The sequence below is a fragment of the Shewanella sp. 10N.286.51.B8 genome (assembly GCF_041469325.1).
GTDB lineage: Bacteria > Pseudomonadota > Gammaproteobacteria > Enterobacterales > Shewanellaceae > Shewanella.
On sequence record NZ_JBFRKG010000035.1, the window covers coordinates 1 to 14235 of the forward strand.

General features: G+C 43.0%; 10 protein-coding genes and 1 pseudogene. 5 read left to right on the top strand and 6 right to left on the bottom strand.

The genetic code is table 11. The features are described 5' to 3' along the window. Positions 1-877, bottom strand: a pseudogene (locus AB4160_RS13615) (signal recognition particle-docking protein FtsY); the annotation flags it as partial. A 178-nt stretch (positions 878-1055) separates the two neighbouring features. Between AB4160_RS13615 and rsmD the strand changes: the two are divergent. Together rsmD and AB4160_RS13625 are read left to right on the top strand one after the other, a co-directional pair. Further along, positions 1056-1643, top strand: a complete 588-nt coding sequence (rsmD, locus tag AB4160_RS13620; protein ID WP_372005049.1) for a 16S rRNA (guanine(966)-N(2))-methyltransferase RsmD — start codon at positions 1056-1058, stop codon at positions 1641-1643. Between the two features lie 37 nt (positions 1644-1680). Beyond that, a complete protein-coding gene (locus tag AB4160_RS13625) occupies positions 1681-1962 on the top strand; it encodes a DUF1145 domain-containing protein (RefSeq protein WP_102440143.1) in 282 nt (93 codons plus the stop codon). Positions 1963-2055: 93 nt separating this feature from the next. On the opposite strand, the gene AB4160_RS13630 is transcribed toward AB4160_RS13625, so the two are convergent. Beyond that, entirely contained in the window at positions 2056-2619 is a 564-nt protein-coding gene (locus AB4160_RS13630) for a NapC/NirT family cytochrome c (RefSeq protein ID WP_303414733.1), read from the bottom strand. A 506-nt stretch (positions 2620-3125) separates the two neighbouring features. On the opposite strand from AB4160_RS13630, the gene AB4160_RS13635 reads away from it, so the two are divergent. From AB4160_RS13635 to AB4160_RS13645, 3 genes are all read left to right on the top strand, one after another. Beyond that, complete coding sequence (locus AB4160_RS13635; RefSeq protein WP_372005051.1) at positions 3126-3596, top strand: hypothetical protein; 471 nt, start codon at positions 3126-3128, stop codon at positions 3594-3596. Between the two features lie 122 nt (positions 3597-3718). After that, on the top strand, positions 3719-5605 hold the full coding sequence (locus AB4160_RS13640; RefSeq protein WP_372005053.1) for an efflux RND transporter periplasmic adaptor subunit: 1887 nt from the start codon (positions 3719-3721) through the stop codon (positions 5603-5605). An 11-nt stretch (positions 5606-5616) separates the two neighbouring features. After that, positions 5617-8748: an efflux RND transporter permease subunit gene (locus AB4160_RS13645; RefSeq protein WP_372005056.1), complete on the top strand. Its 3132-nt coding sequence runs from the start codon at positions 5617-5619 to the stop codon at positions 8746-8748. 83 nt (positions 8749-8831) lie between these two features. Here the strand turns inward: AB4160_RS13645 and AB4160_RS13650 are convergent, their stop codons facing one another. The 4 genes from AB4160_RS13650 to plsB form a co-directional block, all read right to left on the bottom strand. After that, positions 8832-9098 (bottom strand): hypothetical protein, encoded by a 267-nt coding sequence (locus AB4160_RS13650; RefSeq protein WP_102440139.1) that lies wholly within the window; start codon positions 9096-9098, stop codon positions 8832-8834. A gap of 41 nt (positions 9099-9139) precedes the next feature. Beyond that, positions 9140-9937, bottom strand: a complete 798-nt coding sequence (locus tag AB4160_RS13655; RefSeq protein WP_372005058.1) for a VOC family protein — start codon at positions 9935-9937, stop codon at positions 9140-9142. Between the two features lie 367 nt (positions 9938-10304). Further along, positions 10305-11549: a tryptophan permease gene (gene mtr / locus AB4160_RS13660; RefSeq protein WP_198590916.1), complete on the bottom strand. Its 1245-nt coding sequence runs from the start codon at positions 11547-11549 to the stop codon at positions 10305-10307. A gap of 11 nt (positions 11550-11560) precedes the next feature. Continuing rightward, complete coding sequence (gene plsB / locus AB4160_RS13665; RefSeq protein WP_102440136.1) at positions 11561-13981, bottom strand: glycerol-3-phosphate 1-O-acyltransferase PlsB; 2421 nt, start codon at positions 13979-13981, stop codon at positions 11561-11563. Positions 13982-14235: the final 254 nt, after the last annotated feature.

The window sequence follows — 14235 nt, forward strand, 5'->3', positions numbered from 1 at the left end:
TACGCGCTGCTTCGGCTTCTGCAGCTAGACGAGCTTGTTCTTCAGCCTCAGCAAGGCTTCGCTCTTCTGCTAACCTTTGTTTCTCTGCCTCCAAACGTTGCAGCTCTGCTACACGTTCAGCTTCTGCTGTAATACGCGCCTCTTCTGCTTCGACAAGGCGTTGCTCTTCAGCTAATTTCTGCTGCTCAACCGCTAAACGTTGTTGCTCGGCTTCACGTTCAGCTTTAGCTGCAAGGTGTGCTTCTTCGGCTTCTGCTAGGCTTCGCTCTTCAATTAAACGCTGTTGCTCTGCAACATGTTCTGCTTCTGCAGCAATACGCTCTTCTTCCGCTTCAGCAAGACGTAACTCTTCAGCTAAGCGCTGTTGCTCGGCGGCATGTTCAGCCTCTGCTGCAATACCTGCCTGTTCGGCTTCTGCAAGACGTAACTCTTCAGCCAAGCGCTCTTGCTCAGCTATACGTTCTGCTGCAATACGTGCCTGTTCGGCTTCTGCAAGACGTAACTCTTCAGCTAAGCGCTCTTGCTCGGCTATACGCTCTGCCTCTACTGCAATACGCGCCTGTTCGGCTTCTGCAAGACGTAACTCTTCAGCTAAGCGCTGTTGCTCGGCTATACGCTCTGCCTCTACTGCAATACGCGCCTGTTCGGCTTCTGCAAGACGTAACTCTTCAGCTAAGCGCTGTTGCTCTGCTATACGTTCAGCTTCTGCGGCGCGTTCTTGTTCAGCTAATCGCTCCGCTTCTTCAGCAGCAATGGCCTGTTCTTTTGCCAAAGCCTCTGCAGCTTGCTCTTCTGCGATACGTTGCTCTTGTGCAACACGCTCTTGCTCTTTGGTTTTGTCTTTACGAAACCACGAAAAAAAACCTTTCTTTGCCATGTCTACTACCAATGCTAAATGAGCGATAAAATTCGGAGAAGTTTTCTCGAGTCATTAATACTAAACTTGTTAAAAGGAATCCTCACCTTTAAACAGCAGTTTGGTATAAAATATCGAGTATTCTAATTGGTTGCATAGTCTACCACTTTCTTTGTTCAGGCAAAATCACGAGGGCAAAATGTCCAAAAATAAGTCCGCAAGCGGCCAAGTCAGGATCATTTCAGGGCAATGGCGTTCACGAAAGCTACCTATTCATGATTTAGAAGGGTTACGACCAACCACTGATCGCGTCCGTGAAACCTTGTTTAATTGGCTTGCTAGCGATATCAGAGGTGCAAGGGTATTAGATTGTTTTGCAGGCAGTGGCGCCCTAAGTCTGGAAGCTTTATCACGTTACGCCAGCTATGCACGTATTTGCGAACTGCAGAGCAATGCGGCCAAACAGTTAAAGCAAAACTTACAAACCTTAAAATGTGACAATGCCGATGTCATCAGTGGCGACAGTCTGGCATTGCTAAAACAAGGTCTGAATAACGATAAAGGCTTTGATATTGTGTTTGTTGACCCACCATTTCGTAAAGGGCTGGCCAATACCACTATGGCGTTATTAGCTGAGCATAACTGGTTAAATGAGAATGCATTAATTTACCTAGAAACTGAATCAGATTTAACCCAGCTAGCGATCCCAAACAATTGGGTTGAGCTCAAGCAAAAAAATGCCGGTCAGGTAACCTATCGCTTATTTCAATATCAGCTTGATGAATAGCATTTCAAACAAGCAACAAATCTAATAGAGGATACCCATGAAATTTTTTATTATCGGTGGTAAAAGTTTAACTTTAATCATGTGGTTAGTGATGTTTTATAACTTATTTATGCCGTTTGAAGGCCAAGTCAGCATAGTGTTAAATATCTTATTTTTTATCACTGTAATAATGCATTTTTTCCAATTACTTATTTTCAACACCATGTTTAGCAGCTTACTTAAGTTATCTTTTGTTGATTATCTTAAAGTGTATTTTTTTGGTGTTTTCGGTTTACTTGAATACCGACAAAAAGTACTAGAGCTTGATAAAGCCGAGTAGCCGTTAGATTTAAAGAAATTCAGCCATAAAAAAACCTCGCCTAGGCGAGGTTTTTTCTTAATCAGGTCATCACTCCTGATTATGAATCGTCACTTACTTTTTAGGGTAAGGGTGAGCAACACCTTTATGACAATCTACACAAGTCTTTCTCTTGTCGCCTTCTTGCTTAGCGTTACGCTCATGCATTCTGACAGCCATTTTCTTCATAGTCTCAGGCTGGTTTTCATAGATGCGCGTATGACAATGTTGGCAGTTAGCAGAATCTGTTGCTTGGAAGTACTTAAGTGCGATATCTGCTTGTTCTTTACGGTTCTCATCTAACCAAGCTTGAGTGTTGAAACCATCAATAGTTACGAAACCGTATAAATCTTTAGATACGATAATCTTTTTAACCAAGTAATCAACTGGGCCATGTGGAAGGTGACAATCTTGACACTGAACAGTCACACCAGCACTACCGCCGCCATGTGCAGACGCTAACACTTCATCTTTCAATGAGTGATTGCTGTGACAACTCATACAGAATTCATCTGAACTTGTTGCGTGTAAAGTTTGTTGAGTGGCGAAATAGCCCACTACACCCATAACAACACCCACTATGATCAGTGCGATAATTGAATATTTTGCGCTCGGTTTGAATAGTGCACGCCAGTTCATCGTCATCTCCAGTTAACAGTTTTTTAATTTATGATTTTAAATTCTAAAATATAAATTTTAAGATCTAAAAATAGTAAATCTATTCTAGGTTGTTTTTGCCGTAAAAAAACGAATTAAGAACATGTTTTAATTAATAAGTTGCCTATATATGCTCAAAATGAGATCAAGATCTAACTATTGAGGCTCAATGATAATTAATTTGACTCCTTTAAACTTAATACAGCTATAGCAAAATCGCAAAGTAGCCTTCACAAAAATGACAATTAACCTACCTTTGCAATATACTGTAAAAAAATCAGGTTTATTGCGCTATAGAATCATTATAGCCCCTGCCACTAGTTAGTTTGAGCGAGTATAAATATTCTGAAGCTGTTTATTGCTGCGGGTATTGTTTCGGGTTATATTAAGCCAGATCATCAGCAACTTAATTTAGCTTTGATTCTTGATTTATCACTAGATTATTGCGCTATTTAATTGTTATTGATGGCTACACACTTTGGAAAAACATGAGCACTAAGTTACCGCAGCACTTCATTATATTTATCACCTTGCTTGCCATTTTAGGCCAAGGTTTGATAACTAATGGTTACGCTATGGTCGCTAACCCTCTCATGCACTCATCAGCAGAGATGTTAATACTTAACGACAAAACATCCCAAGCAAATCTGAAGCAACACAGCAGTGCCGATACCCCTAATTGTCATTCCTCTATGACTGAACAAGCCCCGCAAAAAACGACTCATTGTTGTGACGATGGCTCAATGCTCCAATCGAAAAAAGCTGCTAACAACTGTTGTGACAGCAAAAATGGCTGCGCTATCGATTGTGGTCACTGCATTACTATCTCGATGACAGGGCATTTGCTCACATTTGATATCCTTCTCGCAAAAGCAGTCAACAGCAAGGCTGATGCCACTGCAGTGCCACACTTTTTCTTCCATAAAACCCTTCCAGAATTTCGACCTCCGATTAGTTAAATTACTGACAGAATATTTTTAGCCTAGCACTGTCCTCTGTGCCATAGCTAAACACCTATACTTGCTAGTATTTACAGTTTTTATAAACGGTTCGCTTTATTTGCCAGCCGTATTTTGAGGTTATGATGAAACACGCTATTTTATTGATCACCATTGCGGGTTTTCTAGCTGGGTTATGCACTAACCCAGTCGCTGCTCAACAAGCAGTAACACATAGTCATATTGCGACTGACCAGCATCAGCATGATGCAGAAAAAGCCACCTATTCATGCCCGATGCACCCTGAAGTCATAAGCCATAAGTCGGGTGATACTTGCCCTAAGTGCAATATGTTTTTGGAAGAAGTTAGCCCTGAGCCTGCCATAGACCATAGCGCTGAAACGACCTACATCTGCCCAATGCACCCTGAGGTCACTAGCCATAAATCAGGTGATACTTGTCCTAAATGCAATATGTTTCTAGTGGCAAATGAAGAAGAGGAAGCTAGTCACAGTTCAAATGAACACGCTCAACATAATGTTCAGAAGACCTATATCTGCCCGATGCACCCTGAAGTTATTAGTCATAAGTCCGGTGATACCTGCCCAAAGTGCAATATGTTCTTAGAAGAAGTTAGCCCTGAGGCTGCCATAGACCATAGCGCCGAAACGACCTACATCTGCCCGATGCACCCTGAAGTTAGCAGCCACAAACAAGGTGACCGCTGCCCAAAGTGCAATATGTTGTTAGTGGTTAAAGAAGAGGAAGAAGTCGACCATAGCCAACATCAGCATGCACAAGATGAACAGATAGAAAACCTAGCAGTGCAACCCACACAGAGTGCTGCAGATAAAGTGTTTAATACCGTTAAACCAAGCCTATTACCCTCGAATGCAGAGCCAAGCATTAAATATGTCTGCCCAATGCACCCGCATATCGTGTCTGACACCCAAGGCACTTGCCCGATTTGTGGAATGAATTTAGAAAAAGTCACTTTAGGCGCCGCAGCTGAAGAAATTGTGGTTGGTGTATCTGGCGGCATGCAACAAGCTTTGGGCATGCGCACCCAGCAAGTTGAAAAAGATACCTTATGGCGCCTAGTTAAAACCATTGGCACAGTAGAATATAACGAAGACAGCATTGCCCATGTTCATGCTCGAGTAACTGGTTGGGTGGAAAAACTGCATATTAATAATGTTGGCCAGAAAATAAAAAAAGGCCAATTAATGTATGAGTTGTACTCGCCTGAACTTATTAACGCTCAAGATGACTACTTACAAGCGCTTGATTATTTGGAGCAAGACAATCAACGTGGCGGTGTGCTCGAGCGTAAAGCCCGCCAACGTTTAGCGCTTTTAGGGGTGTCATCAAAAATTATTCAACAATTAGAAACCAGCGGCGAAACTGTTTTTAGAGTGCCTTTTTATGCCCCGCAAGATGGGGTTGTCAGCCAAATGGACATTCGTGATGGCATGTATATCCAACCCGGTAATGCCTTAATAGAATTAGTCGACTTATCCACGGTTTGGGTCATTGCCGATGTGTTTGAAAATGAACAAAGCTGGCTAGAAAAAGGCCGTCCTGCAGAAGTCACAGCATCGGCCCAAGGCTTATTTGATCTTGAGTCTGACATTGATTATATCTATCCAGAACTCGACCCTGTCACTCGCGCCATGCGTGTCAGAGTAAAATTAGCCAATCCAAATGCAAGCCTACGACCAGGAACCTTAGTCGATGTGTCTTTATTTGGCGGCCCTAAACGCAACATTATTACTATTCCCACAGAAGCACTGATATTAACCGGCCGTGAAAATCGAGTAGTAGTTCAGCGTCACGATAGCGGATTTACTTCGGTACCTGTAAAAGTCGGCATCATTGCGCAAGGAAAAGCAGAGATCATTGAAGGCATCAATGAAGGCGACCATGTGGTGGTTTCAGGGCAGTTCCTGCTTGATTCAGAAGCCAGTATTCAAGGTAGCTTGTTACGTTTAAGCGGCGCAGATAAAGCGCCTGCAGCCCATAACCACTAAGGAGCACTCTCATGCTAGAGAAAATAATCAGTGCTTCGATAAAGCAACGTGCGATGGTGTTATTACTCACCTTAGTGGTTGCAGTGATCGGTTATCAAGCCATGCGCACCACCCCATTGGATGCCCTGCCGGACTTATCTGATGTGCAAGTGATTGTTAAGACCTCATATCCAGGTCAAGCACCGCAGTTAGTCGAAGATCAAATTACATATCCACTGTCCACAGCCATGCTCGCGGTTCCTGGTGCTAAGACGGTCCGTGGGTTTTCGATGTTTGGCGACTCATTCGTCTATATCATTTTCGAAGATAATACCGATATCTACTGGGCTCGCTCACGAGTTTTAGAATACCTATCGCAAACCCAAGATCAGTTACCTGACGGGGTAACGCCAACATTAGGGCCTGATGCTTCTGGTGTCGGTTGGGTATTTCAATACGCCTTAGTCGATAGACAAGGTAATCACGATTTAGCCCAGCTGCGTTCACTGCAAGACTGGTTTTTAAAACTGGAATTACAAAGTGTCGAAGGCGTATCTGAAATTGCTACGATTGGCGGCATGGAGCAGTCTTATCAAATCGTGGTAGATCCACATAAACTCGCCCTTTATCAAATCGATTTGATGACGGTTAAAAATGCGCTAGCAAGCTCTAATAGCTCTGTCGGTGGCTCGGTTATTGAAATGGCCGAAGCCGAGTACATGATTACTTCATCGGGTTATCGACAAAACATTGAAGATTTTGCCGAAATTCCTTTAGGGGTGTTATCTGATGCTGGCACACCAGTATTAATGAAAGATGTGGCGCAGCTGCGAACAGGCCCTGCAGCGCGTCGTGGTATTGCTGAACTTGATGGTAAAGGTGAAGTCGTTGGCGGCATTGTGGTTATGCGCTATGGCGAGAATGCCCTTGAAACCATTAATAATGTTAAACAAAAGATTAAGCAAATTGAAAGCGGTTTACCTGAAGGGGTTGAATTAGTTATCACTTACGATCGCTCAGAACTTATCCTCAATTCTGTGGATAATCTGATGCACAAAGTGATGGAAGAGATGCTGGTCGTTGGCCTAGTTTGCTTACTATTTCTATTACATGCTCGCTCAACACTGGTTGCCATAATCACCCTGCCATTATCTATATTAAGCAGTTTCATTATCATGCATTTTATGGGGGTTAATGCCAACATCATGAGCTTAGGAGGTATTGCCATTGCCATAGGCGCCGTTGTCGATGCCGCCATTGTCATGGTAGAAAACGCCCATAAACATTTAGAGCGATATCGGGCTGAGCACGGTAAACCACCCGAAGGTGAAGCCCACTGGCAACTAATTAAAGAGGCCTCTGTTGAAGTAGGGCCTGCGCTATTCTTTAGCTTGCTAATCATCACCTTAAGCTTTATTCCTGTATTTGCACTGGAAGCTCAAGAAGGCCGTTTATTCCACCCACTGGCGTTTACTAAAACCTTTGCTATGGCGTCTTCTGCAATACTGGCCATCACCTTGATCCCAGTATTAATGGGTTATTTTGTGCGCGGTAATATCCCTGATGAACGCAAAAACCCCATCAGTCGATTTTTGATTGCCATATACCAGCCATTACTCAAACTGGTATTAAAATTTCCTAAATTCACCATCTTATTAGCGCTGGTCATTTTAGCCAGTGCTTACTATCCGATGACAAAGATGGGCTCTGAGTTTATGCCAGAACTCGCTGAAGGTGATTTACTTTATATGCCTACAACCCTGCCAAGTGTCAGTGCAGGTAAAGCCGCTGAAATTTTACAGCAAACCGATAGATTGATTAAAACGGTACCAGAGGTCAAAAGAGTATTTGGTAAAGTGGGCCGCGCGATGACCGCTACCGATCCTGCACCATTAACCATGCTTGAAACCACCATCATGCTTAAACCACATGCTCAATGGCGTGAAGGCGTGACCTTAGAATCTATTATTGCTGAATTACAGAGAACGGTGAAAGTGCCCGGCATGACTAACGCATGGGTGCAGCCGATAAAAACTCGTATCGATATGCTGTCCACCGGGGTTAGAACACCTGTCGGCATTAAAATATCGGGTTCAGATGTGGCCGAACTGGAAAAAATTGGCGCTGAAATCGAAGCGGTAATGAGCCAAGTGCCAGGCACAACATCAGCATTTGCGCAGCGAAGTAGTGGTGGACGTTATATCGATATTGAGCCGAAACTAAAAAATGCAGCTCGATATGGTATGACCCTAAGTGACATCCAAGATGTGGTGCAAATCGCCATAGGCGGTATGAATATAGGGGAATCAATTCAAGGTCAAGAACGTTACCCAATTAACATTCGTTATCCACGAGAGTTACGTGACAGCATCGAAAAACTCAGAGATTTACCGGTATTAACCAAAACCGGTAAATATCTGCCATTAAGCGTTTTAGCCGACATAACCATCAGTGATGGACCGCCCATGCTTGCCAGTGAAAATGGCCGTTTAATCTCATGGGTGTTTGTCGATATTAAAGATATTTCTATCGGCGAATATATCGAGCAAGCGCAAATAGCCTTAGGCCAGCAAATCACTTTGCCAGCACGTTATAGCTACAGCTTTGCGGGTCAATATGAATATATGCAGCGTGTTGAAGCCAAGATGGAGTTAGTCATTCCACTAATGCTGGCAGTTATTTTTATATTACTGATGCTGACCTTTAACTCGTTTGCTCAAGCTTCAGTAATTATGCTGAGTTTACCCTTTGCCTTAGTAGGCAGTGCCTGGTTTTTATATCTACTGAACTTCAACTTTTCGGTTGCGGTATCTGTGGGGATGATTGCCCTTGCGGGGGTCGCCGCTGAATTTGGCGTGGTGATGCAGGTGTATCTCAACAACAGTATTAGAGACCGCAAATACAATGACACTCTCAATAGCAAAGATGATTTACGCCAAGCATTGATTGAAGGTGCTGTAATGCGGATTCGCCCCAAAGCGATGACAGTTGCGACCATATTTTTTGGCTTACTGCCGATAATGTGGGGCACAGGAACCGGTAACGAAGTGATGCAGAAAATTGCCGCACCTATGGTTGGTGGCATGGTCACTGCGCCGCTGCTATCGCTGTTTGTTATTCCAGCCATTTATTTACTAATCTATGGTCGTAAACTCAGTAACTAGGTTTACAAAGTCACTCATAAACACTAAAAAAGGCGCTTAAGGCGCCTTTTTATCTATAAAGCCACAAGCTGAATATAAGCTTGTTAGCTTGGTTCACTGAGTACGCCTTGCTTTTCTCGTGCCAGTTGCATCATCCTTAAAAGACCCCAAACCATAATACAACCTCCGACTCCAACCATAGCAAACAGCAGTATTGGCTTCGCCAGCATCGGATAAGCCGCTGTATCAAAACCTGCAAACAAGCCATATAAACCCGCCGCCATTAATAACGTGCCAGGAAAATCAATGACTGCCACCATGGTCATTTTCTTTTGAATTACCGCGAGTTTTTCGTCCTTTGTGAGTGTCATAAGTCTTCCTTGATTAGATTTACAGTTTAACTTTCAAGCAATTATTCTACTTCAGACGCTACCTCGGTCAATGCAATAATTGAAAAAGTGCCGCCTTGGGGATCATCAATCACCGCAAAACGACCCACATCCGGAATATCCGTAGGCGGGACACAAATTCGCCCGCCTAGAGCTTCGGCATCTTGAGCCATAGCATTACAATCTTGCACACTAAAATACAGCATCCAATGGGGCGGGGTATCACCCCACTCGGACGTCATTTGCATCATACCGCCAATGGCTTGCTTATCCACCAGCCATTGCACGTAATCAGCTATGCCCATTGAAGACATATCAAGGCTGTTAGTCTCAAAGCCAAGCGCTTGGGTATAAAAATCGGTCGACGAGCCAAGTTCTCGACACATATATTCAACCCAGCACAAAGTATTGGGCTCAAATGAGCGCTTAATGCCGATATGGTTAATGGCCTGCCAGATTGAAAATCGTGCGCCATCAGGATCTTGGCACACAGCTATAATCCCTGAATCACCAACAGAGTGAGGGCCTGCAATAATTTGTCCACCCGCAAGCCTAATGGCTTTAATTGTCGCCTCAACATCATCAACGGCAAAATAAAGCTGCCAATGGGTTGGCAAACTCTCCATCTCTTTGGGCATTTGATACATAGCCGCAATGTCATCACCCGCTAACTGCAACATAGTGTAATGACCCTCAGGCATGGGCATATCATCAGCCTGCCACTGAAATAGGCTTTGGTAGAATGCTTTCGCGGCATACCAATCATGACTGGCAAGTTCGACCCAACAAGGTTGCCCTTGTTTATAGTGTGACACCTTCATACACCTCACCCTGCTGTTGATAATGACTTATAAGAATAAAGGTTTAAGCTGAACCTAAATGACAACACTCTTTAAGTTAAGACACTTTTAAAGCTAAAGTCGAGTTGGCAATAATGGTTGGTTATTCGTATAAAAAATGACATTTAAATAATAAATACAACTTAAAATCATAGCCTTATATAGACAACAATATCAGCAAGCCATGGCTAGTCACTATCGGTCACAAGTCGTAAATTACACACACCTTTAGTCAAAATGCTAACAGTCACATCCTTACTTGCTAGAAAACGCCCATAAAAAAGCCCTTTTCAAAGGGCTTTTTGGAGGTCATTTCGGTGTTTAAACACCACTTTATCTAGCTAAAGTATTATTTATAAACTGGCAGTAACTCAGCCATCGCCAACAAATGACATGCGCCGGTGATGACACCGAATGCAATAATCACCACAATCAATGGCGTACCACCTGGGACTCTAAAGCTCTTCTCATCAGGGAACATTTTGCGCGATTTGTATGCCATCATGGCTGGCACTATCGCCGCCCAAATGGTCGCCGCTAATGCCGCAAAGCCAATGGCAATCAAGAAACCATTAGGGAATAACAAACCTAATACTGTCGGCGGGATAAAGGTGATCGCAGCTGTTTTAATGCGGCCATTATTGCTTTCTTCAAAGCCAAATAAGTCAGCTAGATAATCAAACAAGCCTAAGGTCACCCCTAAGAATGATGACGCCACAGCAAGATTAGCAAACAAGGTCAACATGGTATTAAGCCATTTACTCGCCATCACATCTGACAGAGCGCCCACTAACACACCCATATTGCCGCCCTGGGCAATAATGTCGCTGAACTGACTACGGGGAATGTTGCCCATGGTTGCCACTAACCAGCAGCTATAAATCACTAAGGCGATAAACGTACCAATAAAGATGGCTTTTAAAATCACTTTAGGTTGTTTGCCGTAATACTTAACTAGGCTTGGCACATTGCCGTGGTAACCAAAACTGGCCAGCCCAAAAGGTAGCGCCGCTAAAATATAAGGCGAGAAACTCGCCTCACCATCTGGCATTAATAATTTTGCGCTATCAATATCAATCAGCAGATTTCCGATGGCGAGAAAAAAGGTAATTAACATCCCGCCAATCATAATGGTGGTAATGCGATCAACCGCTTTGGTACTGATGATCACCACTGCAGCAAGTACGACGGCAAACACTAACCCTGCGATCGGTTGAGGTAAGTTAATCCCCATCCCCGCAAGGGTGTGATTAACAATCGAGCCACCACCACTGATGTAAGCATAGGTCAGGATGTACAACACAAAAGCAATAGATAACCCGTTAATAATCCGCCAAAACTGGCCTAAGGTTACCTTAGTTAAGGTGTCAAAACTGTCACCGGGTTTAAAATGCAAATTGGTTTCAAGTAGCATCAGACCTGACACCAGCATACAAAACCAAATACCAATTAACATGACTAATGAATAGCCAAACCACATGCCTGCACTGACCACAGGCAAAGAAAACATACCAGCACCGACTGTGGTACCGGCGATGATCATAGCACCGCCCAATAAGGATTTATTTTGCGGTTGAGATTGTGTCGAACTCATAAAATTAGTTATTACCCATGTTCCATTGTGACACTATCAACAATGGTTTTTCGAACAGATAAACGCAGCATACCATTGGCATGATCACGTATTCGGATGACTTCAAATTGATTATCGTTAGCGGATAAATACCCTAATTCTTTTAATTTCACACTCAAATTATTGTAGAGCTTTTTATCATAAAACTCAGGCGCAGTAATTCCATGTAAAGCACCTAAACGCTGAGCCAATAAATGGCTGGCGCTTTCTAAATCAGAACGCTCAATTTCTGGTTTGTAAGCCAGTAAATTAAAGATAATCGCGTAACGCTGTAGGGTCTCACTGACCGTGGCGGACAATAACATTAACTGAGTGACATTACTTTGATTGACTTCAAAGTGATCGCTACCGGAAATTAGCTTTTGTTCAACAAACAAATCAAGCACTTGATCCACATAGGCACTTAAATCTTCAATGCCCATAAACAGCTCAGCTTTCAATAATGGGTAAAAATCATTAACAATTTGCTGGATTTTTTCTCGGCTAAATTCTTCATATTGCACCAAGCAACTGGCGATTAATGAAGGCACTGCCATTAGATGAATTATGTTATTGCGATAATAGCTCATCGCAATCACTGAGCTATCTTCAATTGCGATAATTTCGCCGATGGCATCTGTGGTTGAGGTAAATTTATTCAGCGACAAACATTGCTCAACTAGGTCATGAGCTGAGCCCTCAGCCACCGACGCATACTCAGTATAAGGAACATCCTTTAAGATTTTCAGGTAGAGGTCTAGCTGGGTTTCAAGCTCACTGCGCTGCAGGGCGTTTTGCTCTGAAGCCAGCAGCGCCATACTTGCTAATGTCACCGAACTCGCTGCGGCGGCGCCATTGATGTTAGTCATCACTTTATTGGCCAATACATTTACTGCTGGCGTTAACCATGATGGCTTTTGATCCGGATCTTGAGCAATTTCTTCACGCCAATTTGGCGATTGTTGATTTAAAAATTGCTGCACATTGATTGGCTCGCCAAAGTTAACGTAACCTTGGCCAAAGTTGCCTAATTTACGCAGCGCACCAAAGACCTGCCACACTGATTCTTTTTGCTTTTTCTTACCGCTTAACTCTTTATGATAGGTGGACACTTCCATCACATGATCATAACCAAGATAAACTGGCACTAAGGTTACTGGGCGTTCAATGCCCCGCAGTACACAGTTAACTGTCATCGCTAACATGCCGGTCTTAGGCGCTAATAAACGACCGGTACGAGAACGACCACCTTCGGTGAAGTATTCAACCGAATAGCCTTTAGCAAATAACTGATCTAAATACTCACGAAACACTGCGGTATAAAGTTTATTACCGTTAAAGCTACGACGAATAAAGAAAGCACCACCACGGCGGAACATAGGGCCTGCTGGCCAAAAGTTTAAATTAATACCGGCGGCAATATGCGGCGGCACCATGCCTTGGTAATACAAAATATACGACAGCAGTAGGTAATCCATGTGGCTACGATGGCAAGGCACATAGACAATTTCATGACCATCATGATGCAGCTTACGCACTTTTTCAGCGCTTTTAATGCTAATACCGCTGTATAACTTATTCCACAACCAAGTAAGAAAGCGCTCAGCAATACGCACTAAGCTGTCTGAGTAATCCGCTGCAATTTCATCTAAATACTGAATAGCTTTTTCGCGGGCTTTGTCTTCAGGAATTTTTTTATTAAGCGCTTCTTCTTTTATCGCTTGAGCAATGGCATCAGACTTTAATAATGAGTTGAACATTGCCTGACGATTTGGCAGTTGTGGGCCTGTCATCACTTTACGTTGGCGTCTAAAGTGCACTCGCGCCACACGGATAAGTTTATGCGCAATACTGACATCAGTGCCGTGTTCATCAGCCATATAACGTAGCGACATAGCATTTGAGAATTGAATAAAGCTATGGCGACCTAAGAACAAAATCATCAACCATTTACGTAACCAGGTCGGGTTTTCACGCTCAAATACGGCTGCGGTCATGGTGTCATCTTCTTTACCAGGGATACGTCCCCAATACAGACTCACTGGCACCAATTGAATATCAAGTTGATCATTTTTTTTATGTAAGGCTAATAAGCTGGTGAAGTTATCAACAAATTTTTCGCCACTTAAACGCTTGCCAAATAGAGGCTTACGACCTTCAATACACACAATTCTAGGGGTATTTAAGCCATCAACGTCTAGTCGCTCATAAGGGCTCGGTAAGCCATATTTGGCGGTCACTTCATTTAATGCCGCAATATCACTGAGTGATTCTGTCTTCATCACATAGACCACTGGTTTATCTGGGTCTAAGTTCAGATCGGCAAAGGGATCTTCAGGCACAACAACCGTGTGCACCATCAGTTTTTGAATCCAACGTAATGATTTTGCTATGATTGAGTCAGGTTTTAACATGAGTGTTCGCATATTCAACATCAATTAATTGGCCATAGAATACCAGATAATGGTTCAGTTTCACTAACAAGGGTCTATACAGAGAATATTTGTTCAGTAAAAAATAGCCATATCCGAATAACAACCAACCTATTTTCAATCAACACTACTGTATAAATATACTGTTTAAACAAACGATGTGAGAAATAGCCAATTTCATCGGTTTAAAAAGCTGACTTACCTTCATTAACTAAATAATTAAATTACATATACTT

Coding starts and splice junctions, on each gene's coding strand:
- AB4160_RS13630 (WP_303414733.1), bottom strand. CDS start 2,619: ATGAACTGGCGTGCACTATTCAAACCGAGCGCAAAATATTCAATTATC.
- AB4160_RS13645 (WP_372005056.1), top strand. CDS start 5,617: ATGCTAGAGAAAATAATCAGTGCTTCGATAAAGCAACGTGCGATGGTG.
- AB4160_RS13635 (WP_372005051.1), top strand. CDS start 3,126: ATGAGCACTAAGTTACCGCAGCACTTCATTATATTTATCACCTTGCTT.
- AB4160_RS13650 (WP_102440139.1), bottom strand. CDS start 9,098: ATGACACTCACAAAGGACGAAAAACTCGCGGTAATTCAAAAGAAAATG.
- rsmD (WP_372005049.1), top strand. CDS start 1,056: ATGTCCAAAAATAAGTCCGCAAGCGGCCAAGTCAGGATCATTTCAGGG.
- AB4160_RS13625 (WP_102440143.1), top strand. CDS start 1,681: ATGAAATTTTTTATTATCGGTGGTAAAAGTTTAACTTTAATCATGTGG.
- AB4160_RS13655 (WP_372005058.1), bottom strand. CDS start 9,937: ATGAAGGTGTCACACTATAAACAAGGGCAACCTTGTTGGGTCGAACTT.
- plsB (WP_102440136.1), bottom strand. CDS start 13,981: ATGTTAAAACCTGACTCAATCATAGCAAAATCATTACGTTGGATTCAA.
- mtr (WP_198590916.1), bottom strand. CDS start 11,549: ATGAGTTCGACACAATCTCAACCGCAAAATAAATCCTTATTGGGCGGT.
- AB4160_RS13640 (WP_372005053.1), top strand. CDS start 3,719: ATGATGAAACACGCTATTTTATTGATCACCATTGCGGGTTTTCTAGCT.